The 26,298-nt window shown below is 72.4% G+C and carries 22 protein-coding genes; 11 read left to right on the top strand and 11 right to left on the bottom strand.

The annotated features are described in order from the left end of the window. Positions 1 to 24: 24 nt before the first annotated feature. Complete coding sequence (locus ACNTMW_RS25285) at positions 25 to 951, top strand: serine hydrolase (RefSeq protein ID WP_426636286.1); 927 nt, start codon at positions 25 to 27, stop codon at positions 949 to 951. Between the two features lie 391 nt (positions 952 to 1,342). Here ACNTMW_RS25285 and ACNTMW_RS25280 read toward each other — a convergent pair whose 3' ends face one another. Next, positions 1,343 to 1,567: a GntR family transcriptional regulator gene (locus tag ACNTMW_RS25280; RefSeq protein WP_426636285.1), complete on the bottom strand. Its 225-nt coding sequence runs from the start codon at positions 1,565 to 1,567 to the stop codon at positions 1,343 to 1,345. A 172-nt stretch (positions 1,568 to 1,739) separates the two neighbouring features. On the opposite strand from ACNTMW_RS25280, the gene ACNTMW_RS25275 reads away from it, so the two are divergent. After that, entirely contained in the window at positions 1,740 to 2,024 is a 285-nt protein-coding gene (locus ACNTMW_RS25275; protein ID WP_426636284.1) for a hypothetical protein, read from the top strand. Continuing rightward, positions 2,021 to 2,248, top strand: coding sequence for a hypothetical protein (locus ACNTMW_RS25270; RefSeq protein WP_426636282.1), 228 nt, complete (start codon positions 2,021 to 2,023; stop codon positions 2,246 to 2,248). Before ACNTMW_RS25275 ends, ACNTMW_RS25270 begins: the two co-directional genes overlap by 4 nt. Positions 2,249 to 2,425: 177 nt before the next feature. Here the strand turns inward: ACNTMW_RS25270 and ACNTMW_RS25265 are convergent, their stop codons facing one another. Continuing rightward, positions 2,426 to 2,758: a hypothetical protein gene (locus ACNTMW_RS25265; RefSeq protein ID WP_426636281.1), complete on the bottom strand. Its 333-nt coding sequence runs from the start codon at positions 2,756 to 2,758 to the stop codon at positions 2,426 to 2,428. On the opposite strand from ACNTMW_RS25265, the gene ACNTMW_RS25260 reads away from it, so the two are divergent. Continuing rightward, positions 2,757 to 3,533 (top strand): dioxygenase family protein, encoded by a 777-nt coding sequence (locus ACNTMW_RS25260; RefSeq protein WP_426636280.1) that lies wholly within the window; start codon positions 2,757 to 2,759, stop codon positions 3,531 to 3,533. The genes ACNTMW_RS25265 and ACNTMW_RS25260 overlap by 2 nt on opposite strands. Before the next feature lie 44 nt (positions 3,534 to 3,577). On the opposite strand, the gene ACNTMW_RS25255 is transcribed toward ACNTMW_RS25260, so the two are convergent. The 3 genes from ACNTMW_RS25255 to gltB all read right to left on the bottom strand — a co-directional run bounded on the left by ACNTMW_RS25255 (position 3,578) and on the right by gltB (position 10,185). Next, on the bottom strand, positions 3,578 to 4,021 hold the full coding sequence (locus ACNTMW_RS25255; RefSeq protein ID WP_426636279.1) for a GNAT family N-acetyltransferase: 444 nt from the start codon (positions 4,019 to 4,021) through the stop codon (positions 3,578 to 3,580). 61 nt (positions 4,022 to 4,082) lie between these two features. Beyond that, entirely contained in the window at positions 4,083 to 5,552 is a 1,470-nt protein-coding gene (locus ACNTMW_RS25250; RefSeq protein ID WP_426636278.1) for a glutamate synthase subunit beta, read from the bottom strand. After that, complete coding sequence (gene gltB / locus ACNTMW_RS25245; protein ID WP_426636277.1) at positions 5,545 to 10,185, bottom strand: glutamate synthase large subunit; 4,641 nt, start codon at positions 10,183 to 10,185, stop codon at positions 5,545 to 5,547. Before gltB ends, ACNTMW_RS25250 begins: the two co-directional genes overlap by 8 nt. 539 nt (positions 10,186 to 10,724) lie before the next feature. On the opposite strand from gltB, the gene ACNTMW_RS25240 reads away from it, so the two are divergent. Together ACNTMW_RS25240 and ACNTMW_RS25235 are read left to right on the top strand one after the other, a co-directional pair. Next, complete coding sequence (locus ACNTMW_RS25240) at positions 10,725 to 12,266, top strand: aldehyde dehydrogenase family protein (protein WP_426636276.1); 1,542 nt, start codon at positions 10,725 to 10,727, stop codon at positions 12,264 to 12,266. 102 nt (positions 12,267 to 12,368) lie between these two features. Then, positions 12,369 to 12,698, top strand: a complete 330-nt coding sequence (locus ACNTMW_RS25235; RefSeq protein WP_426636275.1) for a PadR family transcriptional regulator — start codon at positions 12,369 to 12,371, stop codon at positions 12,696 to 12,698. A gap of 55 nt (positions 12,699 to 12,753) precedes the next feature. Here the strand turns inward: ACNTMW_RS25235 and ACNTMW_RS25230 are convergent, their stop codons facing one another. The 6 genes from ACNTMW_RS25230 to ACNTMW_RS25205 form a co-directional block, all read right to left on the bottom strand. Then, positions 12,754 to 13,485 (bottom strand): permease prefix domain 1-containing protein, encoded by a 732-nt coding sequence (locus tag ACNTMW_RS25230; protein WP_426636274.1) that lies wholly within the window; start codon positions 13,483 to 13,485, stop codon positions 12,754 to 12,756. Positions 13,486 to 13,519: 34 nt separating this feature from the next. Next, on the bottom strand, positions 13,520 to 14,506 hold the full coding sequence (locus ACNTMW_RS25225; protein ID WP_426636273.1) for a cytochrome d ubiquinol oxidase subunit II: 987 nt from the start codon (positions 14,504 to 14,506) through the stop codon (positions 13,520 to 13,522). Continuing rightward, positions 14,506 to 15,777 (bottom strand): cytochrome ubiquinol oxidase subunit I, encoded by a 1,272-nt coding sequence (locus tag ACNTMW_RS25220; protein WP_426636272.1) that lies wholly within the window; start codon positions 15,775 to 15,777, stop codon positions 14,506 to 14,508. The genes ACNTMW_RS25225 and ACNTMW_RS25220 overlap by 1 nt, the downstream gene beginning before the upstream one ends. Before the next feature lie 71 nt (positions 15,778 to 15,848). Then, on the bottom strand, positions 15,849 to 16,382 hold the full coding sequence (locus ACNTMW_RS25215) for a hypothetical protein (protein ID WP_426636271.1): 534 nt from the start codon (positions 16,380 to 16,382) through the stop codon (positions 15,849 to 15,851). 94 nt (positions 16,383 to 16,476) lie between these two features. Beyond that, complete coding sequence (locus tag ACNTMW_RS25210; RefSeq protein ID WP_426636269.1) at positions 16,477 to 17,175, bottom strand: ACT domain-containing protein; 699 nt, start codon at positions 17,173 to 17,175, stop codon at positions 16,477 to 16,479. A gap of 202 nt (positions 17,176 to 17,377) precedes the next feature. Beyond that, a complete protein-coding gene (locus ACNTMW_RS25205) occupies positions 17,378 to 17,923 on the bottom strand; it encodes a plasmid pRiA4b ORF-3 family protein (protein WP_426636267.1) in 546 nt (181 codons plus the stop codon). A gap of 525 nt (positions 17,924 to 18,448) precedes the next feature. On the opposite strand from ACNTMW_RS25205, the gene ACNTMW_RS25200 reads away from it, so the two are divergent. The 5 genes from ACNTMW_RS25200 to ACNTMW_RS25180 all read left to right on the top strand — a co-directional run bounded on the left by ACNTMW_RS25200 (position 18,449) and on the right by ACNTMW_RS25180 (position 26,025). Then, on the top strand, positions 18,449 to 20,185 hold the full coding sequence (locus ACNTMW_RS25200; RefSeq protein ID WP_426636266.1) for an ATP-binding protein: 1,737 nt from the start codon (positions 18,449 to 18,451) through the stop codon (positions 20,183 to 20,185). Between the two features lie 246 nt (positions 20,186 to 20,431). Continuing rightward, positions 20,432 to 21,592: an exonuclease SbcCD subunit D gene (locus tag ACNTMW_RS25195; RefSeq protein ID WP_426636265.1), complete on the top strand. Its 1,161-nt coding sequence runs from the start codon at positions 20,432 to 20,434 to the stop codon at positions 21,590 to 21,592. Beyond that, entirely contained in the window at positions 21,589 to 24,066 is a 2,478-nt protein-coding gene (locus tag ACNTMW_RS25190) for an AAA family ATPase (RefSeq protein WP_426636264.1), read from the top strand. The genes ACNTMW_RS25195 and ACNTMW_RS25190 overlap by 4 nt, the downstream gene beginning before the upstream one ends. 94 nt (positions 24,067 to 24,160) lie before the next feature. Continuing rightward, complete coding sequence (locus ACNTMW_RS25185; protein ID WP_426636263.1) at positions 24,161 to 25,117, top strand: hypothetical protein; 957 nt, start codon at positions 24,161 to 24,163, stop codon at positions 25,115 to 25,117. Further along, complete coding sequence (locus ACNTMW_RS25180; RefSeq protein ID WP_426636262.1) at positions 25,114 to 26,025, top strand: DNA-3-methyladenine glycosylase family protein; 912 nt, start codon at positions 25,114 to 25,116, stop codon at positions 26,023 to 26,025. The genes ACNTMW_RS25185 and ACNTMW_RS25180 overlap by 4 nt, the downstream gene beginning before the upstream one ends. The last annotated feature ends 273 nt before the right edge of the window (positions 26,026 to 26,298 follow it).

Below are 26,298 nucleotides of genomic sequence, written 5' to 3'. Positions count from 1 at the left end.
CGGTATTCACTGCCGGGTCCTGCGATGATCGCAGATCCGCTGCGGTTGGGAGGCATCATCGTGACCACCGGAGAGACGCCGGCCGTTGACCTGCCGGCCATTGACCTGCCGGCCGTGAGCGGCCAGGCCGCCGACAGGTTGACCGAGGCGCGTCGGCGCGTCCGGCGGGCCTACCGGCGCGAGGTCACCAGGACCGGCGGAACCTGGCACTCGCTGGTGACCGTCGCCGGCCCCACCGGCTCGTACGTCCCCGTGATCGAGGACGGGGCCGACGAGGTGGTGACCGCCGCGAGCGTCAACAAGCTGGCCGTCGCCTGCGCCGTACTCGACAAGATCGACCGGGGCGTGCTGCGCCTGGACCAGCGGGTCGAACTGACCCCGGACGACGTCCTGCCCGGCGACGGCATCTACCACCTCCAGACGGTGTGGGGTGACCACCTCACGCTCGCCAACGTGCTGGCCGCGATGCTCGTACTGTCCGACAACACCGCTGTCCGCCTGTGCGGCCGCGTCTGCACCGGGATCGAGGTCAACGACTACCTCGCCGGCAGGGGCTTCACGCACACCCGGGTGGAGCCGCTGCCCGACGACCCCCGCCGGATGTTCCTGGGCACCACCACCGCCCGGGAGAGTCACACCCTGCTCGCCCGCCTCGTCGCCGGCGACCTGCTCTCGCCGGTGGCCACCCGGCTCACCCTCAGCCTCCTGCACGGCTTCACCGACGGCGTGCGGCGCACCATGTCGTCGGACGAGCGACTGCGCACGGCGACGAAGTACGGCGCGCTCGACGACAGCCGGCACGAGATCGGCGTGGTGTTCGGCGTCGGGGGCGCCCACCGGGTGATCTTCTCGTTCTTCGGCAACCTTCCTGGGCACGGCCACAACTACGGCGCCACGCACCCCCTCGTCACGGCGCACGCCCGGCTGGGGCGCCACCTGCTCGACCTCTGACCACCCTCGACCAGCCACCGTCGACCGACGATGATTCCGGCCGCCGGTGGCGGGCCGCCCGGGCGACGCCGGACGGCCCGCCACCGGTCACCGCCGACCGTGCAGCGTCGGCCCGGCCCAGCGCCCGAGAGACGGGCGGCGGTCACCGGCCAGGCCCCGGGTCCAGGTGGCGTCATCGGCGGGGCAAACGGCGGGGAGCAGCCACGATGGCATCGTCGAACGCATGTACTAATTCTATGGATCACCCCCGACACTTTTCGGCCGCGCCCGGGCGATGCATCCGCGACGTGGACCGCACCCCGTCGGCCGGCGCGAGTTCCGGCGGCCGAACCGATGGACGGCAGCCCCGCACTTCCCCGCGTCGTCACCGCTCAGGTGAACCGACGGGCACCTACCGCACGAAGTTGCCCCGACCCGGCACGGTGACGACCAAGCCCTCATCCCGCAGGATCGCAATGGCGTGGCGCACCGTGCCTCGGGCGACGCCGAACTCGGCAGCCAGGTACGGCTCGCTGGGCAACGGCCGATCGGACTGAAGCTCCCCCGACTCGATGCGCTTTCTCAAAATCGCAACGAGTTGCAGGTAGATCGGAGTGGCACTCAGCTTGTCGATCACAGTTCGCAAGGTAAAAGGCTATACCCGTCACCGTAGGTCGCGGGCTGTCACATCCTGTCTATAGACAGGTATGTACAGCGAGGCTAGCGTCGGGGTAAACCAACAAGGCGGCCCCTGGCCAGCGATGCAGACGCTGACCAGGGGCCTTGATCGGACGTAGGAGGTCCGACCCGTGACCAGTATGAGGGCACGCCACTACGCACCCCTGACTCCACTGGAGACCGAGCCCGTCGGCCCGTACACCGCCCCCGGGCAGCGCGAGGAGGCGCTGTGGGACGCCCTGCGGGGCGTGGAGCTGGGCCGGCACGACGAGCGCACGATGATCTGGGCGGTGCGGTCGCTCGACAACTCGACGTTGCGCGTGATCGTGAGCTGGCTCGAGCGCGTCCGGCTGGCCGGCCCGACCGATGGCCCGGACGTGATTCGGGTCCGCCGGGCGAGGAGGTCGGCCCGATGAGCGCGCACCAGCCGATCCGGCCCAACTGGGTCTGCGTGGGGTGCGGGTACCCGTGGCCGTGCCGCAGTCGCAAGCGCCAGTTCTGCGCGGAGTACATCGGACACCCGGCGGCGCTGGCCCTGGTGCTGAGCGCCGCCATGGTGGAAGCCAGCGCCGACCTGCGAACCATCCCGGCCGGCGACCTGCACGACCGCTTCGTGGGATGGCTGCCGCATCCGGTGTGACCACCGGAGGGCCAGAGGGCGTGAACACCCCGCAGTGTCCACGCCCTCTGGCGTACTCACGCTGCGGCGCCTCGGCCGCCGTCCGGCCCGCTCCGCGCCCCGCCTGCGCCTGATGCCTCCGACGCGAGCCCACCGACGTGCTCCAGGCATCTCCGGTACGCCTCGGCAAGAGCGTCGTCAGCCGAGGCGGAACGGCTCAGCACCGCACTGGCCGACCTGGTCAACGGCGCCGAGGAGGCTGACGAGGACGAGCCGCGGTACGGCGTCCTGGTCGCGCTCTACCGCCACGCGCACCAGGAACCCACCGATCGCGCGCCGGGAGACCACTGATCGCGCACCGGGAGACCACTGATCGAACGCATCAGAAAATCCACCGATCGCGCGCCACGAACCCACGATCGAACCGGCGTCACACCTGATTGAACCGCCGTCACACCCGCGATCGCTTGAGCTTTCGACCAGGTGGGGTACGCTCGTAGTTGAGCGTTCAACAAAATTGGAGAAGGCCATGAACCGGATGCCAGCCCTCTACCTCGGGCACGGTGCTCCCCCACTGGTGGACGACCCGACCTGGACCGCCGAACTGCGCGCGTGGTCCGGTCGGCTACCCCGGCCGACCGCGATCCTCGTGGTCTCCGCCCACTGGGAGTCGGCACCGCTGACGCTCGGCGCCACCGCGACCGGCGTTCCCCTCGTCTACGACTTCGGTGGCTTCCCGGAGCGGTACTACCGCGTGCAGTACCGCTCCCCCGGTGCGCCGGCCCTCGCCGCCACGGTGAAGGCGCTGATGGCCGACACCGAAGAGGTCGCCGAGCAGCCCTCCCGGGGTCTGGACCACGGCGCGTACGTACCGCTCACGGTGATGTACCCGGACGCCGACATCCCGGTACTCCAGATGTCCCTGCCGACGCTGGACCCCCAGCGGTTGCTGGACCTCGGGCGCCGGCTCAGGCCGCTGCGCGACGAGGGCGTACTGATCATGGGCAGTGGTTTCCTCACCCACGGCCTGCCGTTCCTGCGCGAGTTCCGGGTCGACGCCCGCCCACCGGGTTGGTCGGTGGAGTTCGACGCCTGGGCCGGCGAGGCGCTGGCCCGCGGCGCGGTCGACGAGCTGGTCGACTTCCGCAACCGGGCGCCCGGCATGCCGTACGCGCACCCCACGATCGAGCACTTCGCGCCGCTGTTCGTCACGCTCGGCGCCGCCGACGACCCGGAGACCGCCCCGGACCAGCAGATCGACGGCTTCTGGATGGGCCTGGCGAAGCGTTCGTTCCAGATCGCCTGACCGGCGCCGCTCCGGTTCAGTCACCTGACCGGCGCTGCTCCGGTTCAGAGGACGAGCTTCATGCCCTCGTGGCTGGCGACGAAGCCGAGCCTGGCGTAGAAGCGGTGCGCGTCGACCCGGGACTTGTCCGTGGTGAGCTGCACCAGCCCGCAACCACGCGCCTTGGCCTGCTCGATCGCCCAGGTGACGAACTGGCGCCCCAGGCCGTGGCCGCGCCGGTCCGAGCGGACGCGTACCGCCTCGATGAGGCACCGCTCGGCACCGTGCCGGCCCAGCCCGGGGATGTACGTGATCTGCAGGCACGCCACCACCTCGCCGCCGTCGTCGGCGACGACGAGGAAATTGCGCGGATCGGCGTCGATGTCGGCGAAGGCCCGCTCGTACGCCTCGTCGACCACCGCGAAGTCGCGGGCCTTGCCGAGCACGTCGTCGGCCAGCAGCGCGACGACGGCGGGCAGGTCGGCGCGGACGGCCTCGCGGAAAATCACCCGCCGAGCATAGATCTTGGACACGTGGACCGGCCATGACCGGCCCACGTGCCCAAGATCGTTAAGACACCCCGATCGGAGCCGACGCCGGGGTCACCGGTGCGGGCAGGTGGCCCTCGCCACCGAGGTACTCGTGGATCGCGGCCGCCGCCGACCGCCCCTCGGCGATCGCCCACACGATGAGCGACGCGCCCTTGTGCATGTCGCCGGCGACGAAGATGCCCGGGGCGGACGTCTGCCAGTCCGGTCCGGCGTCGATGGCGCCGCGCGCGTTGCGAGCCAGCCCGGCCTGCTCCAGCAGCGGACCCTCCTCGGTGCCCTCGAACCCGATGGCCAGCAGTACCAGGTCGGCCGGGAGGTCCCGCTCGGTACCCGGCACCTCGGTCACGATCCGGCGACCGTCCACCTTGGTCACCGTGACCTCGCTGATCCGGATCGCCTCGACCCGGTCGGTGCCGACGAACTCGTGCACGGCGACCGCGAACAGCCGCTCGCCGCCCTCCTCGTGGGCCGGGTAGTTGCGCAGGACCCACGGCCAGGTCGGCCAGGGGTCGCGCTCCGGGTCCCGCGAGCCCGGCGGCTCCGGGTAGATGTCGAGCTGGGTCACACTCGCCGCGCCCTGCCGGTGCGCCACGCCCAGGCAGTCGGCCGCGGTGTCGCCGCCGCCGATGATGATGACGTGCTTGCCGGCCGCGTCGACCGCGGGCGCCTCGATCAACCCAGCCACCTGCCGGTTCGACTCGACCAGGTGCTCCATCGCCAGGTGTACGCCCGGCAGCGCCCGCCCCGGCGTTTCCGGGGTGTCACGGCCCTGAAGCGCGCCGCAGGCCAGCAGGACCGCGTCGTGCCGGTCGCGCAACTCGGTCACGGTCACGTCGACGCCGACGTGCACACTGGTCCGGAACTGCACGCCCTCAGCCGACAGCTGCTCCAGCCGCCGGTCGATGTGCTCCTTCTCCAGCTTGAAGTCCGGGATCCCGTACCGCATCAGGCCACCGATGCGGTCGTCCCGCTCGTACACGGTGACCGCGTGCCCGGCGCGGGCCAGCTGCTGCGCCGCGGCGAGCCCGGCCGGACCGGAGCCGACCACGGCCACGCTGCGGCCGGTCGGTACCGGCGCCGGCCGCGGCGTCACGTACCCGCGGTCGAACGCCCGGTTGGCGATCTCGACCTCGACCTGCTTGATGGTGACCGGGTCGTCGGCGATGCCCAGGACGCAGGCGGCCTCGCAGGGCGCCGGGCACAGCCGGCCGGTGAACTCCGGGAAGTTGTTGGTGGCGTGCAGCGACTCGCTGGCGAACTGCCAGGAGTCGGTGCGGACGAGGTCGTTCCAGTCCGGGATCCGGTTACCCAGCGGGCAGCCCTCGTGACAGAACGGGATGCCGCAGTCCATGCACCGAGTGGCCTGCTCGCGGATCAGGCGATCGGACGCGGACGGGTACACCTCCCGCCAGTCCATGATTCGGACCGGTACCGGCCGGCGGGCCGGCAGCTTGCGCCCGTGGCGCAGGAAGCCGCTCGGGTCAGGCACGGGACACCTCCGCCTTGTCGTCGGGCGCGGACGCCGGTCGGGTCGCGACCGACATGACCGCCTCGTCAACATCACGGCCGGCGGCTTCGGCGGCCTTGATCGCTTCCATCACCCGCTTGTAGTCGCGGGGTACCACGGCGGTGAACTCGGCTACCGCCTCGTCCCACCGCTCCAGCAGCCGGTTCGCCACCGCCGAGTCGGTCTCGGCGGCGTGCCGGGAGACGAGTGACCGCAGCAGTTCCGGGTCACCCACCGGCTCCAGGTCGACCAGCTCCCCGTTGACCAGGGACGGGTCGAGGTTCCACACGTACGCGACGCCACCGGACATGCCGGCCGCGAAGTTGCGCCCGACTGCGCCGAGCACGACGACCGTACCGCCGGTCATGTACTCGCAACCGTGGTCACCGATGCCCTCGACGACCGCGACCGCGCCGGAGTTGCGCACCGCGAACCGCTCGCCGACCAGGCCGCGCAGGAAGACCTCACCGGCGGTCGCCCCGTACAGGATCGTGTTGCCGCCGATGATGTGGTCCTCGGCGCCGCCGACGACCGGCCGGTTGGCCTCGGACACGAACGGCGCCGACTCGTCCGGCCGCACGGCCAGCCGACCGCCGGACAGGCCCTTGCCGATGTAGTCGTTGGCGTCGCCGAACAGCCGCAGCGTCACCCCGCGCGGCACGAACGCGCCGAACGACTGCCCGGCGGTGCCGCGCAGGGTCACGTCGATGGTGTCGTCGGGCAGGCCGGCGCCGCCGAACCGGCGGGTCACCTCGCCGCCCAGCATCGCGCCGACGCTGCGGTGGCGGTTGCTCACCGACATCTCGATCTTCACCGCGCCGCCATCCGTCAGCGCCGGCGAGGCGGCGGCGATCAGCTTGTTGTCGAGCGCCTCTTCGAGCTTGTGGTCCTGCTTGACGCTCTGCCGGCGGGACGCGTCCGCCGGCAGGTCGGGCAGGTACAGCACCGGCGAAAGGTCGAGGTCGTACGCCTTCCAGTGCTCCACGGCCGGGCGCGTGTCGAGCAGTTCGACGTGCCCGATCGCCTCGTCGAGGGTACGGAAACCGAGCTGGGCCAGGTACTCGCGGACCTCCTCGGCCAGGAACAGGAAGAAGTTCTCCACGAACTCCGGCTTGCCGGTGTACCGCTTGCGCAGCTCGGGGTTCTGCGTGGCGATGCCGACCGGGCAGGTGTCGAGGTGGCAGACGCGCATCATCACGCAGCCGGAGACGATCAGCGGAGCGGTGGCGAAGCCGAACTCCTCCGCGCCCAGCAGCGCCGCGACGACCACGTCCCGGCCGGTCTTGAGCTGCCCGTCGACCTGCACGGTGACCCGGTCGCGCAGGCCCTGGATCAGCAGCGTCTGCTGGGTCTCGGCCAGGCCCAGCTCCCAGGGCGTACCGGCGTGCTTGAGCGAGTTCAGCGGCGAGGCGCCGGTACCGCCGTCGTGACCGGAGATGAGGATGACGTCGGCCTTGGTCTTCGCCACACCGGAGGCGACCGTGCCCACGCCGACCTCGGAGACGAGCTTGACGTGGATGCGCGCGCCCGGGTTGACGTTCTTGAGGTCGTAGACGAGCTGCGCCAGGTCCTCGATCGAGTAGATGTCGTGGTGCGGCGGCGGTGAGATCAGCCCGACGCCCGGGGTGGCGTGCCGGGTCTTGGCGATCCACGGCCACACCTTGTTACCCGGCAGCTGACCGCCCTCGCCGGGCTTCGCGCCCTGCGCCATCTTGATCTGGAGATCGTCGGCGTTGACCAGGTACTCGCTGGTCACCCCGAACCGGCCGCTGGCGACCTGCTTGACCGCCGAGCGCCGGGCCGGGTCGTGCAGCCGGTCGACGTCCTCGCCGCCCTCGCCGGTGTTGGACTTGCCGCCGAGGCGGTTCATCGCGATCGCGAGGTCGGTGTGCGCCTCCGCCGAGATCGAGCCGTAGCTCATCGCGCCGGTGGCGAACCGCTTGACGATCTCGCTGGCCGGCTCGACCTCGTCGATTCCGATCGCCGGGCGCTCGCCGAACTTGAACTCGAACAGCCCGCGCAGCGACGCCGCCTGCGCCGCGAGCCCGTCGACCTTCGACGTGTACTTCTTGAACACCTCGAACTGGCGCGACCGGGTGGCGTGCTGGAGCAGGAACACCGTCTCCGGGTTGAACAGGTGCAGTTCACCCTCGCGGCGCCACTGGTACTCCCCACCGACGTCCAGGCGGCGGTGGGTGCGCTCGGCCGGGTTCGCCGGGTACGCCCGGGAGTGCCGCGCGGCGATCTCGGCGGCGATCTCCTCCAGACCGATCCCACCGATTTTGCTGCTGGTACCGGTGAAGTACCGCTCGACCACGTCCGGAGCGAGCCCGACCGCCTCGAAGACCTGGGCACCGCAGTACGACGAGACCGTCGAGATGCCCATCTTCGACATGATCTTCAGGACGCCCTTGTTGAGCGCCTTGACGTAGTTCTTGACAGCCTTGCCGGGCGTGATGTCCGGCAGCGCGCCGGTGGCGATCAGGTCGTCGACGCTCTCGAACGCCAGGTACGGGTTGACCGCCGCCGCGCCGTAGCCGATCAGGACGGCGACGTGGTGCACCTCGCGGCAGTCACCGGACTCGACGACCAGCGCGACCTGGGTGCGGGTCTGCTCGCGGACCAGGTGCTGGTGGACCGCGGCGGTGAGCAGCAGCGACGGGATCGGCGCCAGGTCGGCGTTGGAGTCGCGGTCACTCAGGACCAGGACGCGTACGCCGTCCTCGATCGCCTCGGAGACCCCGCGCATGATCTCGACCAGGCGGGCCTTGAGGCCGGCCGCGCCGTCGCGCACCGGGTACAGCCCGGAGACGCTGACGGCCTTGAAGCCCGGCATGTCGCCGTCTTCGTCGATCGACAGGATCTTGGCCAGCTCGTCGTTGTCGATCACCGGGCCGGGCAGCACGATCTGCCGGCAGCTCGCCGGATTGGGGTCGAGCAGATTGCCCTCGGGGCCGATGGTCTGGTTGAGGCTGGTGACCAGCTCCTCCCGGATCGCGTCCAGCGGCGGGTTGGTGACCTGCGCGAAGAGCTGGGTGAAGTAGTCGTAGAGCAGCCGCGGGCGGGTCGACAGCGGCGCGACCGGGGTGTCGGTACCCATCGAGCCCAGCGGCTCGGCACCGGCGCGGGCCATCGGCCCGATGAGGATCTTCAGCTCCTCCTCGGTGTACCCGAAGGTCTGCTGGCGGCGCTGGACCGAGTCATGGGTGTAGACGATGTGCTCGCGCTCGGGCAGCGACTCCAGCTCGATCAGGCCGGCGTGCAGCCAGTCGCCGTACGGCTCCTGGGCGGCCAGTTCGGCCTTGATCTCGTCGTCTCCGATGATCCGGCCGGCCGCCGTGTCGACCAGGAACATCCGGCCCGGCTGGAGGCGACCCTTCGCAACCACCGTGGCCGGGTCGAGGTCGAGCACGCCCGCCTCGCTGGCGAGGACGACCAGGCCGTCGGAGGTGTGCCACCACCGCCCGGGCCGCAGGCCGTTGCGGTCGAGAACGGCGCCGATGACCGTACCGTCGGTGAACGCGACCGCGGCCGGACCGTCCCAGGGCTCCATCAGGCTCGCGTGGAACCGGTAGAACGCGCGCCGGGCCGGATCCATCCCGGGGTCGTTCTCCCACGCCTCCGGGATCATCATCAGGACGGCGTGCGGCAGGCTGCGCCCGGCGAGGTGCAGCAGTTCGAGGACCTCGTCGAAGTTGGCCGAGTCGGAGCCGCCCGGGGTGCAGATCGGGAACAGCCGGCGCAGGTTGCCGGGGATGTCCGGGCTGCTCAAGAGCGCCTCGCGGGCGGCCATCCAGTTGCGGTTGCCCCGGATCGTGTTGATCTCGCCGTTGTGGGCGATGTACCGGTACGGGTGGGCCAGCGGCCACGACGGGAACGTGTTGGTGGAGAAGCGGCTGTGCACCAGCGCGATGGCGCTTTCGATGCGCGGGTCGGTCAGGTCCGGGTACACTCGGGGCAACTGGTCGGGGGCGAGCATGCCCTTCCAGGTCATGGTGCGGCTCGACAGCGACGGGAAGTACAGGTCGATGCCGCGCTCGCGGGTCTCGCGCTCGGCCTGCTTGCGGACGCAGAACGCGACCCGGTCGAGGTCGAGGCCGCGCAACGGCTCGCCGGCCGGGCCCGCCGGAGAATCGGTGAGCCGGTCGGCCGCGATGAACACCTGCGCGACGCGGGGCATCGCGTCGGCGGCGGAGGCGCCCAGGTCGCTGGCGTCGACGGGCACGTCCCGCCAGGCGAGCACCCGTACCCCTTCGACCAGGGCGTACTTGTCGAAGACCGCCTTGGCGCGCTCGGCGTCTCCCGCGTGGGTGGGTAGGAACGCCAGCCCGGTGGCGTACCCGCCGGCCGGGGGCAGCTCCACGCCGGCCACCGCGCGGCAGAACGCGTCCGGGACTCCGATCATGATGCCGGCGCCGTCGCCGGTGTTCTGCTCGGCACCCCGCGCGCCGCGGTGGTCCATCCGGAGCAACGCCTCCAGGCCCAGCTGGACGACCTCGTGGGAGCGTCGACCGGCCACATTCGCCACGAACGCCACCCCGCACGCATCGTGTTCGTACGCGGGGTCGTAAAGGCCTTGGGCCTGCGGCGCGGTGGGGGTCTGCGGCGATGCCATAGGGCCTCCTCACGTCGTCGGGGAAAACACAGAAGGGACGACGTCGGCCCAGGTAGTCGCGTTGAGTGTACGCGAGCCCAACCCTCTGACGAGAAGGTCGGACTGATCACAATCTTGCTGACCGTGACCGGAAGCCACGCGTCCCGCGAACGCGCCCGCCCCGACGTGGACAAACACCATTGTGACGCGCAGTCGCGGAACCCTCACATCCGACAAAGACGTGTGACGCCTCACATTCGGCGCTTTTCCCACTACTTCACGTGGCTCGTCCTCCCGCACTGCGGCACTGAAACGCGGGAACGGGCCGGTTTGGAACGCTCGCCAACAGGTAGCCGTTGGCGTACGCCCGAACGACGAAGTATCTGTTCCCAGCATGCGGTCGTCAATCTCAATACGTGAGTTGACGATCGTGCTGACCTTGCAAGTTACCTCACAGTAACTCATCCGCGGCGCCGACGCAGCCGCCACACCGACCGCTCCCTGTGCCCTACCGGGCGCCACCCGCCCCACCCGCGTGGGCGACCGAAGGAGGCACCCTCTTGACCTTGCGTATCGTGAACGGCACCGCCTGGGCCGACGTGCTGGACCGGGCCGTGGCCGCGACCCCGGAGGCCTTCACCGAGGGTAGGTTGCGCAACCTGCTCTCCGGTGCCTGGACCGACACCGGCACCCCGGCGCCGCTGACCACCCCCGTCGACGGCACGGCGCTCACCCGCCTCGGCCGGGTCGACGCCGAGACGGCGCTGACCGCGGTACGCCGCGCCGCCGCCGAACACGCCGGCTGGGCCGGCACGCCGATCGCCGAACGCAAGGCCCGGGTCGTCGCCGCCCTGGACGCCCTGACCGCGCACCGGGACCTGCTCGCCCTGCTGCTGGTCTGGGAGATCGGCAAGCCGTGGCGGCTGGCCTGCGCCGACGTCGACCGGGCGCTGGACGGCGTGCGCTGGTACGTCGACCAGATCGACCGCCAGGTCGCCGGGCGCGAACCGCTCACCGGCCCGGTCTCCAACATCGCCTCCTGGAACTACCCGATGAGCGTGCTGGTCCACGCCGAGCTGGTCCAACTGCTCGCGGGCAACGCGGTCATCGCCAAGACCCCCACCCAGGGCGGCGCGATCTGCCTGACCGTCGCGCACGCCCTGATGCACCGGGCCGGTCTGCCCGTCACGCTGTTGTCGGGCGGCGGCGAGGAGTTGTCGGAGGTACTGGTCCGGGCGCCCGAGATCGACGCGGTCGCCTTCGTCGGCGGCCGGGCAGGCGGCGGCAAGGTCGCCGCCGCGCTGTTGGACACGGACAAACGGCACATGATCGAGCAGGAGGGCCTCAACGCCTGGGGCATCTGGGAGTTCTCCCAGTGGGACCTGCTCGCCGGCCACCTCAAGAAGGGCTTCGAGTACGCCAAGCAGCGCTGCACCGCGTACCCGCGCTTCGTCGTCCAGCGCGACCTCGTCGACAGGTTCCTCGACATGTACCTGCCGGTGGTCCGCTCGGTGCGCTTCGGCCACCCGCTGGCCGTCTCCGACGCCGACGGTCCCCTGCCCGAGCTGGACTTCGGGCCGCTGATCAGCGCGGTCAAGGCCGAGGAGCTGCGGCGCAAGGTCGACGAGACGATCCGCCACGGCGCCGTGCCGCTATACCGGGGCACGCTCGACGGCGCGCGGTTCCTTCCCGGCCAGGACACGTCCGCGTACGTGGCCCCGACCGTGCTGCTCGCCCCGCCCGGCCGGTCCCGACTGATGCACGCCGAGCCGTTCGGCCCGGTGGACACGGTCACCGTGGTCGACACCACCGACGAACTGCTGTCGGCGATGAACGCCTCGAACGGCGCCCTCGTCGCGAGCCTCGCCTGCGACGACGAGGAGCTGGCCGGCAAGCTCGCGGTCGACCTACAGGCGTTCAAGGTCGGCATCAACTCCCCCCGCTCGCGCGGCGACCGCGAGGAGCCGTTCGGCGGACGCGGCGCGTCATGGAAGGGCTGCTTCGTCGGCGGCGACCTGCTGGTCCAGGCGGTCACGCGGGGCGAACCGGACGAGCGGCTCTACGGCAACTTCCCCGACTACTCCAGCTACCCGCCGACCTGACCGACGATGGCCCATGATCGTCACAACTTCCCGGAAGTTGTCGCACGGTGGAGCGGCAACCTGCCTGGTCAGGCCGCCCACCTACCCGTAGACTCGCTACACGTGAAGGCCGATGCGCTGCGCGGGCACCTGGACGCGCTCCTCCTCGCCGTCCTCGACGACGGGCCGCGCCACGGGTACGCCATCATCGAGGCGCTCCAGGTCCGCAGCGGCGGTGCCCTGTCCCTGCCGACCGGCACGGTCTATCCCGCGCTGCGCCGGCTGGAGCGCGCGGGGTACGTCGAGAGCACGTGGAGCACCGTGTCCGGCCGCGAGCGGCGCACCTACCAGCTCACCGCCGCCGGCCGGAAGACCCTGGCCACCGAGCGGTCGAGCTGGCGGGAGTTCACCGCGACGATCGGGGCGTTCCTGTCACCCCAGCCGGGGCACTGATCCTGTCACCCCGGTCAGGCACCGACCCTGTCACCCCGGTCAGGCACCGACCCTGTCATCCCAGCCGGGGCAGCGACCCTGGCGCGCTCGTCCGCAGGCAGCGCAGTCCGGAGCGGGCCACGCCGATGAAGACCAGCGGCACCAGGACCGCACCGGCCATCATCGGTGGCCAGTCGGCCGCTACCGGCCACATCCGCACGCTCCACGCATAGATCACGAATCCGGTCACGGCCTCGACCGCGACGAAGACCAGCACGCCCACGCCCATGAGCCGGGTCAGCAGCACCGGGGCGGGCACCCGCTCCGCCGGCAGGAACCGGCTCCCCCAGCCGTACCCGAGCAGGGTCAACAGGGCCATGATCGCTGCCGTCAGCTGGAGGATGTCGAGGGTGGAGGCGACCAGGAGGTACCCGGAGACCGGCCGCGGGCCCGACTCCGTCCACGGGCTGCCGGTCCACATCAGCCGGGACATCAGCAGCATCGCCGGCATCACCACCGCCACCAGCAGCGCCGTCCGCCGGCCCTGGGCCGCGGCCAACTCCGCCTGGTAGTCGGCGACCACCTGCCGGTAGCCGCCGAAGTCGGACAGCGCGCGGGCGGTCGCCTCCGGCGCGGGCAGGCCGGCGTCGGCGTACGCCTCCGCGGCGTCGACCAGGCCGTCCCTGGCCTCGGCGAGCAGATCCGCCTTGACCCGTCGTGGCCCGGTCAGCCGGCGGGACAGGCCGGCCAGATACTCATCGATGAGATGCCCGTCGACCGCGGGCAGCCGAGAAGCTGTTGCGGACACGGATCAAGGGTCGCACAGATCGCCATCCAATGGTTCACCAACACCGCCGTGCGGTCCGGCCGCGGAACAACCACCAGGTCGCGGCCTGCAAGGCGAACAGCAGCGGCACCACCGGCGCGGCGAGCCATGCCAGCAGGCGCAGCGTCGCGGGACCGGCCGCGCCGTCGGCCACGGTCCGGCTCGCGGCCGGGTCCAGCGTCGACACCAGTACGTTCGGCAAGAGCGCGACCCCGACGAGCAGTACCGGCAGCGCCATCGCGACCGCCGTCGCCGCCACCGCCGGCCGGGGTCGGTCGGCGCGCAGTGCGAGCCACGCGACCAGGGCCGCGACCACCACGCCCCCCGCCGCGACGAGCGCCGCCACCGGGTGGGCGACAGCCGCCCGTACCCGGGCGTCGGTGGCGCCGACGGCGACCGCCGCGGTGACCAGAGCGGCGGCCGACGGCGCGGCGACGGTACCGATCCGTCGGGCGGCCGGACTGTCGGTCCGCCACGCGAGGTACGCGCTGCCGTGCATGGCCGCGAGGGCGGCGCCGGCCAGCGCGACCACCGTGGGGAAACCGCCCAGCAGGGCGCTCACCGGGGCCGGGCCACCGCCGGCCCGCAGCGGCAGGCCGGTGAGCAGGTTTCCCGCGAGCAGTCCCCAGCCGAGCGCCAGCACCAGCGCCGCGGCCGCGACCAGCGCGTCGAAGCGGCGCCGGGCGCCGGCACCGGCCGGGCGGCTGCGGAGCTGCACCCCGGCGTTGAGCGCGGCCAGGGCCGCCAGCAGCGCGGCGGCCAGCGGATACGCGGTCGCCAGCAGGTCACCCTCGACGTGCGGGAACGCCGCGAACAGCACGCCGCCCGCCGCCACGATCCACACCTCGTTGCCGAGGAAGAACGGGCCGAGCGCGTTGAGCGCGGCGCGCCGCTGGTGAGCGGGGAGCAGCGGCAGCACCAGGCCGACGCCGACGTCCATGCCGCCGAGCACGAAGTACCCGACCAGGAGCAGGCCGAGCAGCGCGTACCAGAACTCCGCCATCACGCCTCCACCGTCGCGAGGATCCTGTCGTCCGCCCCCGGCGCGTCGACGGGCAGGAACTCGTCGCCCGGACCGCGCCGGGCGAGGCGCGCCAGCAGCCACCAGTCGACGCCGGCCAGGCCGACCACCAGCAGCCCGAACGCCACCAGCGACGCGGCCAGCGCCCCGCCACTGAGCGGGGAGACGGCGTCGGAGGTGCGCAGGACCCCGTACACGACCCAGGGTTGGCGGCCGACCTCCCGGAACAGCCAGCCGCATCCGGCGGCGGCGAACGGCAGCGGAATCGACCAGACCACTGCCCGGAGCAGCACCCGGGCGGTGCGTCCGGTCAGCGGCATCTGTCTCGGCAGCAGGAACAGTGTCAGGACCATCAGGACGAACAGCACGCCCCAGAGCGCCATCATGGTGATCTTGGCGTCGTGGATCCACGCCGGCGGCGCGTAGTCGCCGGGGCCGTACCGCGCCGCCAGGTCGGCCTGTACCCGCGCCAGTTCCGCTCCCTCGGCGAGCTTCGCCGGCTGGGTCGAGGAGATCACCTCGAACTGCGGCCCACCGAACATCACCACGAGAAACGCACCGCTGAAGCCGGCCAGCACCCCGTACCGCAGGGACCGGCGGAACAGCGGGTCGTCGCCCCGGCGCAGGTGCCAGGCGCTGACCCCGGCGACGAAGACGCCGCCGGTCAGCAGGGCGGCCGTGACGACATGGCCGAGCGCCAGGCCGAGCGCCGGGTTACCGAGCAGCGCGGTGAACGAGGTGAGCCGTGCCCGGCCGTCGGGGCCCAGCGCGTACCCAACGGGGTGTTGCAGGAACGCGTTGGAGACCATGACCCAGAACGCCGACAGGTACGCCGTCGCGGCGACGCCCCAGATCAGCGCGGTGTGCAGGCGGCGGCCGAGGTGGCCCCAGCCGAAGATCCACATGCCGAGCAGGGTGGACTCGACCACGAACGCGGTCACGGTCTCCATGGCCAGCGGTGCGCCGAACACGTCGCCGGCGACCTCGCCCAGACCCTCCCAGTTGAGGCCGAACTGGAACTCCATCACCAGGCCGGTGGCGATGCCGACGGCGTAGTTGACCACGTACAGCAGACCCCAGAACCGGGTCATGCGACCCAACTCGGGGTCACCGCTGCGGGCGTACCGGGTCTGCATGACCGCGACGATGGTCACCAGACCGAGCGTGAGCAGCACGAACAGGAAGTGCGTCGCGGCGGTTACGGCGAACTCCAGCCGGGCCGGATCGGCGCTTGATAGGTACCGTGGCAACATGTCGTTAGGCTACATGTAGCGGCACGAGAGAGGGGACCCCTGACAGCAGGAGTCCCCTTTCCGACAGCGCGCTACCAGGCGACCGTCCGGCCCCGGTCGCCGCTCGCCACCGCGACCTGCACCAGCGCGTGGGCGCGGGCGTACTCGGCCGGCGTGAACGCCGGCTCGTCCCGGCGGGCGACCAGCGTCCCGCCGGCCGGGTCGGCCAGCACCATGACGGTCGGGGTCAGCCCCGGCCGGCTGTCCGGACCGCCGCGCGTGACCTCGCAGCCGAGCAGCGTCCCCAGCGTCGGCCCGAGCCGCCTCGGGTCGGCCACCACCGTCGCGGCGAGTCCCAGTGCCCGGGTCGGCTCGTCCACCAGCCCGCGGGCGTCGGCGCGGCGCACCCACGGGTCCCGGCCCCGGCCGCGCTGGATCGCCTCGACCAGCTCCCCGGCGGTCAGCCGCTGCGGCGCGTCGACGAGGAACTCGTCGACCGCTCCCGCCTCGGTCGCGTGCACCTGTACCGACAGGATGTTGACCGACCTCAGGGCCAGGCTCGCGGCGAGCACCGCGAGGTAGCCCGGCCGGTCGTCCACGGTCGCCCGGACCCACCACAGCGTCATCGTTCCTCCACACCCGTTCCTGTCGTACGGCGTCGCGGCCCGGCCCGTCGCACCCTCGACGGCCCGGCCACGGCACCCTCGGTCCACCGCACGGTCACGCCATCGCACCGCGCAGGTTGGTCAGCCGGTCGCCGAGCACCACGGCGACCGACTCGACCAACTGCGCCAACCGGTCCACCTCGCCCCGGTGGAACGGCGGCGGGTACAGGCCGGACTCGCCACCGTCGGCCCCGGCCCGGGCCACGGCGAGGACCAGGCCACCCCGCTGGAACGGCGCCACCGCCAGATGGGCGCCGTCCGGGGTGCTCAGCGCGCGCGGGCGCAGCGGTGCGACATCCGGTATCCGGGGCGCGACCGGAGCCCGCATGCTCGCGCAGACCACACTCGGCGCGAGCCCGCTGCCACCCGCCCAGTCCCGGGGCACGGACAGCACCGCCGCCCAGTCCGCAGCGCACACCCCAGGCGCCGCGTCCACGAGCGTGGCGAGTCCGTACCCCGGATTGGCGGCGATCTGTCCGACGATCGCGACCTCGCGAGCGGACGGGTCCGGCAGCTCGGTAGCCCGCCATGCGCCGTCGATGCGCACACCGGGAATCGCCACCAGACCGGCCAGCACCCGATCGACGGGTGCGGCCGCCGGCCAGACCACCGTGAAGTCGTCCACCGCACGGCCGGCGACCCGCTCGAGCACCACGACCTGGACGATGTCGGCGCCGACGATGCCCAACGTCCGCGCCACCTGTCCCAGCGAGCCGGGCCGGTCCGGCAGGCTCACCCGCAGTCGAAGCAACACTCATCCTCCGTCCGTCGTATGACGACTGGCTCAAGGGTGCTGGTCGCGCGTTTCCGTCCTGTTGCGCGGCGGTGTCGACACCGGGAAACCCACCAGCTGTGACGATCGCAACTTCCCCGGCGGCGCGGGTTCAGACCTAGGGCGAGGTCACGATTTCGGAGGGTACGGCGCCCGGCGTTCCGGTCAGGCGGAGCCGGTGGCGTCAGGTGAGCCTCCGCAGCAGCGTGGTGGCCCGGTCGGGGTCGAAGTCCTCCGGGTCGTAGACGCGCCCGATCCACTCCCCCATCGCGGCGTGCCGGGGATGGCGGGTGTCGCCGAGGGCGGCGACGAACTCCGCGTACCCCTCCGGGCCGCCCACGTCCTCCGGCGGGCAGCCCCGCTCCCCGGTCACGCACACCGGGTAGCGCACCCGCGGGTCCGCGGCGAGGACGTCCTCGACCACGACCTCGTGCTCCCACCAGTCGCCGAAGTCGTACACGTAGCCGAACCGGCAACCCGGCCCGGTGACGTCGTCGAGGCGGTACTCCATCTCGTCGTGCATCGGCAGTTCCCCGCCGGGATCCGGTTCGCCGTACTGCTCTCCGTCGATCTCGAAGGAGTGCAGGTGGCAGTCCTGCCAGCCCATCGCGAACTGGATCACCCGATGTACCCGGTCGAGGGTGTAGGCGGCGGGCACGAGTACCTGCCGCCACACCGGAGGTGCCACGTCCTCGAGCGTCACGCGCAGTTGGAAGACTCGGCGGGTCATCGTGCCGCCATTGTTGACCGTGCCCGGGGGCGGGCGCACGCTGGGGGTGTGATCTGTCAGGCCTGCCGGGAACAGCACCACGAGGACTGCCCAGGGCGGTCGTGGTGCGACTGCCAGCACCGGACCACCGAACCGACCCCTCCGGTCACCGGCCCGGCCGGCGAGTGACCGACGACTCCGGCCACCGGCCCGGCCCGGGAGCGGTCCCACGCTGACGAATCCCCCCGAACCGACCCTCGTACCGCCCCGGACGGGTGACGCCCGTGGCGAGCGATCGGCAACGCCCGAGTACCTTGGACAGCCGTCCCCGTTGGGGTAACCGCGTACTTTGACCCGATTCGATGTCGTGACGAGTCGCGGACACGGGCGTGGTGTACGAACATGCGTGCCATCCGTGGGGCAGGATGCCCAGAAGGTACGGCAGGGAGGGGGCGGCGTGACGCGACGCACGCGGCTGGACAGGTCGATGCGACGGCGGGAACCGGGCGGGCGGCCGGGTCCGGGTCTCCGAGTGGAGAGCACCCGATGAGCGACCCGGTGGGCCGGGTGCTCGGCACCGCCGACGCCACGCCCCTGACGTTCTGGGTCGCCGTGGCACCGGAGGCCTACCTGCAACTCGACGACGTCGTCGTGACCAACCGCGAGCTTCCCGACGGCACGACGGTGACGATCGCCGGGGTGGTGACCGCGGTACGGGCCCGCCACGAGGGCGCCCAGTTCGACTCCGACGTGTTCGCCATCGCCGACGGCACCCTGCCGGCGCAGGTCCAGGAGGCCGCCGAGATCACCACCACCCGGGTACAGCCCGAGGTGTACGTGCCGCCGGCGCCCGGCGCGATCGTGCACCGGGCCGAGGGCGACGCCCGGGCCAGCGCGCTGTACTTCGACAACATGCAACGCAAGGTGCCGATGGGCTTCGGCCGCGACGGCGCACCGGTCTACCTCAACGCCGACTTCCTCGACGGCAGCCGCGGCGCGCACGTGTCGATCTCCGGCATCTCCGGCGTGGCGACCAAGACCAGCTTCGCGACGTTCCTGCTGTACTCGGTGTTCCGCTGCGGCGCGCTCGGCGGTGGCGGCGAGTCGGCCAACTCCCGGGCCCTGATCTTCAACGTCAAGGGCGAGGACCTGCTCTTCCTCGACCACCCCAACACCCGGCTCGACGAGACGACCATCGACGCCTACAACAAGCTCGGTCTGACCGCCGGGCCGTTCCCGGACGTGCGGGTGTACGCCCCACCACGGGCCGGCGACTCGTCCGGCACGCCCGACGTCAGCAGCCGGATGACCGGCGTCGACAGCTTCTACTGGACCCTCGCCGAGTTCTGCGAGAACCGGCTGCTGCCGTTCGTGTTCGCCGACGCCGACGACGAGCGCCAGCAGTACACGATGGTGGTCCACGCGGTGACCGCCCACCTGGCCCGGGTCGCGGTGCCCGCCGACGGCGGGGTCACGGTCGACGGCGTCCGGATCGGCGGCTACGCCGAACTCGTCGACCACATCGTCAACCAGCTCAACGACGACGCCACCCGCGGGCTGTGGGCCGGCAGCGCGGTCGGCCTCGGTACGGTCAACGCGTTCGCCCGCCGGCTCATCGGCAGCAAGAAGGACCTGGCCCGGCTGATCCGTGGTGACCTGGCGGTGCGCCGCCCGCACTCGATCAACACCGCCGAGAGCGCCCAGGTGACCGTGGTCGACCTGCACAACCTGCCCGACCGGGCGCAGCGCTTCGTGGTCGGCGTGACGCTCAAGAGCGAGTTCGAGCGCAAGGAGAAGGCCGGCACGGCGAAGCCCCTGCTCTTCGTGGTGCTCGACGAGCTGAACAAGTACGCGCCACGCGAGGGGTCCAGCCCGATCAAGGAGGTGCTGCTCGACATCGCCGAGCGGGGCCGCTCGCTGGGCGTGGTCCTCATCGGCGCGCAGCAGACCGCGAGCGAGGTGGAGCGGCGGATCGTCTCCAACTCCGCCATCCGGGTGGTCGGCCGACTCGACCCGGCCGAGGCGTCCCGGCCGGAGTACGGGTTCCTGCCGCCCGCGCAGCGCCAGCGCGCACTGCTGGCCAAGCCGGGCACGATGTTCGTGGCGCAGCCGGAGATCCCGGTACCGCTCTGCGTGGAGTTCCCGTTCCCGTCCTGGGCGACCCGCCCGTCGGAGGCGGGCTCCCCGCCGAACGCCACGCTGCGCTCGATCGTCCAGGCGAGCGACCCGTTCGCGGTCGTCGGCGCGTCGGTCAACGGTATGGACGACGACATCCCGTTCTAGACGACGACATCCCGTTCTAGAGGAGGACCCCTTGACCACCCTCTTGACCACCCCCCTGATCGCCCCCTTGACCGCCCCCCTGACCGCCCCCTTGACCGCCACCCTGACCGCCCCCTTGACCGCCCCCTTGATCGACACAACTTCCGGGAAGTTGTGGTCTCCGGGGGCCGCCATGACCACGACTTCCGGCAAGTTGCGTCGATCAAGGGGCCGGTCGCCGGAGGGACGGTCGCCGGAGGGACGGTCGTGAAGATCCTGCACACCTCCGACTGGCACGTCGGGAAGGTACTCAAGGGACAGTCCAGGGTGGACGATCAGGTGAAGGCGCTCGCCGGCGTCGTGGAGGTCGCCAAGGCCGAGCGGCCCGACCTGGTACTCGTGGCCGGCGACCTGTACGACACCGCGACCCCGACGGCCGAGGCCACCCGGATCGTCATCCGGGCGCTGTCCGCGCTGCGGGCCACTGGCGCCGACGTGGTGGCCATCGGCGGCAACCACGACAACGGGCCGGCCCTGGACGCGCTGCGCGCCTGGGCCGAGGCCGCCGGCATCACGCTGCGCGGCTCGGTCCGGGGACCCGCCGACCACCTGATCACCGGGCGTACCCGCGACGGCGAGGAGTGGCGGCTGGTCGCGCTGCCGTTCCTGTCCCAGCGGTACGCGGTCCGCGCGGGCGAACTGTTCGACCTGACCGCCGCCGAGGCGACCCAGACCTACGCCGACCATGTCGCCCGGCTGATCGCCCGGCTCGCCGAAGGGTTCGGCGTCGACACCGTCAACCTGGTCACCACCCACCTCACCGTGGTCGGCGCGACGATGGGCGGCGGCGAACGCGAGGCCCACACGATCATGGGGTACGCGGTGCCCGCGACGGTCTTCCCCGGCTCCGCGCACTACGTGGCCCTCGGCCACCTGCACCGCGCCCAGCAGGTACCCGGCCCGGCACCGGTGCGCTACTGCGGCAGTCCACTGGCGGTCGACTTCGGCGAGGAGGAGAACCTCTCCTCGGTGTCGGTCGTCGACGTCACCGTGACGACCACCGCGAAGGTCCGCGAGGTGCCGATCACCGGCCCGACCGCGCTGCGCACCGTACGCGGCTCGCTCGACCAACTGGCCGCGCTCGCCGAGGCGTCGGGCGACGTCGCCGACGCCTGGCTGCGGGTGTACGTCGCCGAGGCGCCCCGCGCCGGCCTGCGCGAGGAGGTGCAGGCGCTGCTGCCCCGGGCGCTGGAGGTCCGCATCGACCCGCGGATGCTCCCGGAGGCCGGCGCGGACCGTACCCGGGTCCAGCGCACCGGCCGCTCCCCCGGCGAACTGTTCGCCGACTACCTGTCCCAGAAGGGGCACGTCGACCCGGCGACCGTCGACCTGTTCAACCAGTTGCACGGGGAGGTGTCGCACTCATGAGGCCGCTGCGGCTGGACCTCGCCGGGTTCACGGTCTTCCGCGAGCCGACCTGCGTCGACTTCACCGACGCCGACTTCTTCGCGCTGGTCGGGCCGACCGGTTCGGGCAAGTCGACCATCCTCGACGCGATCTGCTTCGCGCTGTACGGCACCGTGCCCCGCTGGGGTGACCGGCGCGCCATCGCCAACGCGCTCGCGCCCTCGTGCACCGAGGCGCGGGTACGGCTGGTCTTCGAGTCGGCCGGGGCGCGGTACGTGCTCACCCGGGTGGTCCGCCGTGACGGCAAGGGCAGCGTCGCGACCAAGGCGGCCGCGATGGAGCTGCTGCCGGCCGGCTTCGACCTGACCCGCTTCGACACCGGCCTGTCCGCGCAGGACCTCGGTGAGGTCGTGGCCGGTACGCCGTCCGAGGTGGACGACGCGGTACAGGAGATCATCGGACTGCCGTACGAGCAGTTCACCAAGTGCGTCATCCTGCCGCAGGGCGACTTCGCCGCGTTCCTGCACGCCAAGCCGGCCGAGCGGCAGAAAATCCTGGTCAACCTGCTCGGCCTGGACGTGTACGGGCAGATCCGGGAGCGGGCGAACGGCCTGGTGACCGCGGCCGAGGCGCAGATGAAGGCCTGCGACGGGCTGCTGGCCGGGCTCACCGACGCCGACGACGCCGCGCTGGCCGCCGCCCATTCCCGGGTCGACGTGCTGCGCACCCTCGCCGCGGACGTCGACGCCGTGGTACCCGAACTGGACCGGGCCCACCGCGACGCCCTCGCCGCGCGGGAGACCCTCGCCGGGCTGGACACCGAGATCGCCAGGCTGGCCGCCGTGCGCATGCCGGCGGGCGTCGCCGGGGTCGCCGACGACGCGGCGGCCGCCCGCGCCGCGGTGGCCGGCGCGGCGGTCGCGGTGACCACGGCCGAGGAGCGCGAGGAGAAACTGCGCGGGGAACTGGCCGCCGCCGGGGACGAGGCGGCGCTGCGCCGCCTGCTGGACGCCCACGCCGAGCGGGCCCGGCTGGCCGGCGACGCCGCCCGGCTCGCCGACACGGTCGCGGACGCCGAGGCCGAACACGCGCGGGCGGTGGCCGCCCTGGACAAGGCACAGGCCGCCGCCGCGAAGGCGAACGCCACGCTGCAGGAGGCGTTCGAGGCGTACGAAGCGGCGCAGACGGCGGACGCCGCCGCCGCGCTCCGCCCGCACCTGCGCGTCGGCGACGCCTGCCCGGTCTGCGAGCAGAGTGTCGCGAAGCTGCCGAAAGCCGTCCGCGGCTCGGCGGCCGAGGCCGCGAAGGCCGCCGGACAGCAGGCACGCAAGGCCGCCAACGACGCCGACGAGGTGGTCAAGCAGCGCGACAGCGCGGTACGCGACCTCGACCGTACCCTCGCCGCGGCCCGGGCCCGGGCCGAGCAGGTGACCGCCCGCCTGGCCGAGCTGGACGGCCGGCTCGCCGACGCCCCGGACCCGGCCACGATCGAGCGGGAACTGGCCGCGATCGCCGCGCTGGCCCGGCGCCTGGACGAGGCCGCCGCCGCGGTCCGCGCCGCCCGCGAGGAGCACCGGGGCACCACCGCCGCCGCCACCCGCGCCGAAGAGAAGGTACGCACGGCGTGGCGCGAGTTCGACCGGGTACGCGACGACCTGGCCCGGCTCGGCCCGCCCCCGGCCGACCGCGAGGACCTGGCCGGCGCGTGGACCGCCCTCGCCGACTGGACCGCCGCGGAGTTGCTGCGGCGGCGCGAGGCCCGGGAGGCGGCCGCCGCCTCCGTGGCCGACGCCGAGCGGGCCACCGCGTCGGTCCGCAGCCGCATCGGGGCGCTGTTCACCGCCGCCGGCCTGGCCGCGTCGACCGACGACCCGGCCAGGGCCGCCGCGGTGGCCGTCGAGCGGGCGGAGGCGGCGCTGCGCCGGGTCGAGGAGCGCCGCGCCGACGCCGCCCGGCTGCGTGAGCAGCGCGCCGCGCACGAGCGCGAGTCACAGGTGGCCCGCGCCCTGTCCACCCACCTGCGGGCCAACAACTTCGAGCGCTGGCTGCTCGAGGAGGCCCTCGACTCGCTGGTCGACGGGGCCTCGGAGATCCTGCGGGAGCTGTCGGGCGGGCAGTACGACCTCGGCCACGACAAGGGCGAGTTCTTCGTCGTCGACCACCACGACGCCGGCCTGCGCCGGGCGGTCCGGACCTTGAGCGGCGGCGAGACGTTCCAGGCCTCGCTGGCGCTGGCGCTGTCGTTGTCCGAGCAGCTCGCCGGGCTGTCCACGACGGCGGCCAGCCTGGAGTCGATCGTGCTCGACGAGGGCTTCGGCACCCTGGACGCCGCCACGCTGGACACCGTCACCGCGACGCTGGAGAACCTGGCCGCGCGCGGCGACCGTATGGTCGGGGTGGTCACCCACGTGACCGCGCTCGCCGAACGGATCCCGGTGCGGTTCGAGGTCCGCAAGGACGCCCGTACCGCGCACGTCGAGAGGGTCGGCCTGTGAACCCCATGATCGTCACAACGTCCCGGAAGTCGTGGTCACGCCACCCCGCTGAGGCAACAACGTCCCGGAAATTGTGCCGATCATGGAGGCGGTCATGAAGCTGGACGTCGACGGATGGGACCCCGGCTACGGCGCGTCCTTCGACGCCGGGGACGGCGGGCCGGCCTCCCCCAGTTCCGCCCAGGTCGACGCGGATGTCGAGGTACCGGCGGCGGACTGGCGGCCGGTACCGGCCCAGGCCGGCCTGCGCAGCCCGTCGACCGTCCTGCTCGTCGACGGAGTACGCCGCATCGACGCCGGCGTCTGGGTTACCGGTGACGACGGCGTACCGCACCGCGGGCTGGCCGCCTCGTACGCGGCCGGCGTGGTGCGCTGCGACCTCGACCGGGGCGCCGCCGAGGTGGCCGGCGCCCAGGTCCGGCGGGGACTGTTCACCTCCAGCCCGTCGGCGACCGACGTCGCGGCCGGTACGGTCCGGTACACCGCGCACCAGATGGGCCGCGACGACCAGGCCACCCTGGCCGGGGGTGTGCAGGCCCAGCTCGCCGCGTTGGAGGCCGCCGTGTCCGGCGAGAGCCGCAGCGACGACGACCTGCTGGTGGTCGACGGCCCGCTGCGCGGTCGCCAGCACCTGCCCCGCGCGCTCGGGTACGTCAAGACCCACCGGGTGGAGTACCTGCCGGCCACGCTGACCGCCGTGGTCACGGCGCTGCGGCCGGAGGACCGCACGCCGGTGTTCCACCTCGGGACGACCTGGCACCGCTACGCCTGGTACCTGCGGCTGCCGACGCCGTCGCGGGCGCCGTGGGCGGGGATCGTCCGGATCGAGTGCGCCGCCGAACTGTCCGAGGCCGAGGCCGTGGCCCTGGCCGACCGGTCCGTGGTGACGCTGCCCCGGTTCGCCTCCACCCCGTACAAGGACCCCCGGGCGCCGCAGAACCTGGTCCCGATCGCCGGTCTGGAACGGCGGCTGCGCTCGATGCTGGGCGACGCCCGGCTGCTCAACCGGGCCCTGACCATGGCGTCCCGCCGGATCGCCGCGGTGCCGTGACCGCCGCCACCGCGGTCCGCCGGCTCGACGTCGACGAACACTACGACCTGGCCGGGACGCTCAGCGGCCTCGCGGTGATCCGTAACGACCCGACCGTACGGGCCGGCAGCCGCGAGGCGTGGTGGGTGACCCGTACCCCCGACGGGCCGGGGACGCTGCACCTGACCCGCGACGGGAACACGCTGACCGCGCAGGCCTTCGGCGCCGGGGCCGCCTGGCTGCTCGAACGCGCCGACGCGATCACGGGCCTGCGCGACGACCTCGACGGCTTCGCCGCCGTGTCCGGACGCCACGAGCTGGTCCGCCGGCTGGCCCGGGTGCACCGGGGCCGCCGCCTGCCGGCCAGCGGCCGGATCTTCCACCACCTGATCCCGGCGATCCTCGGCCAGAAGGTCACCTACCAGGAGGCGTTCCGGTCGTACCGGGCGCTGCTGCGCCACTTCGGCGAGCCGGCCCCGGGCGCGCCGGACATGACCGTCCCGCCGTCAGCCGGCGCGATCGCCGCGACCCCGTACTACGTGTTCCATCCGTTCGGGATCGAGCAGCGCCGGGCGGACACGCTGCGCCGGGCCGCCGACCGGGCCGCCGCGCTGGAACGGGCCACGGACGTCGCCGACGCCGTGCGGCGGCTGGTGTCGCTGCCGGGCATCGGCCCGTGGACGGCCGCCGAGGTGGTACGCGCCTCGCACGGCGACCCGGACGCGGTCAGCGTCGGCGACTACCACCTGCCGAACTTCGTCGCCTGGGCGCTCGCGGGCGAGCCACGCGCCGACGACCGGCGGATGCTGGAACTGCTGGAGCCGTTCCGGGGGCATCGGGGACGGGTGTGCAAGCTGATCGTGGCGGCCGGCATCGCCGCCCCGAAGTACGGGCCACGCGCGCCGATCCGGTCCTTCGCCCGGTTCTGAGCACGCTGGGTACAGCTGGTCCACATGCGGTGCGCTTGACCGCTGCTGGAGCTGAGGGGATTTGAACCCCTGACCCCCTCGATGCGAACTACCGGCGTAGCGGTCGGATGCGGCGTCGTCCGAGGTCACGGGGCTTGTCGGGGTACGTCGCGGCCGGATGGGGCCGGCACGGTTGCTGTACTCCGCTGCTGTACGCCTGGTGCCTCGGCTCCTCACCCGACGGTCGATAGCCCTGGACCCACCGGCTTCCGATCATGGCCTGAGGCCATTCAA

Source organism: Planosporangium spinosum (assembly GCF_049999945.1).
Taxonomy (GTDB): Bacteria; Actinomycetota; Actinomycetes; order Mycobacteriales; family Micromonosporaceae; genus Planosporangium; species Planosporangium spinosum.
Note: the sequence above shows the minus strand (reverse complement) of the source record. Positions and strands in the feature narration are given on the sequence as shown.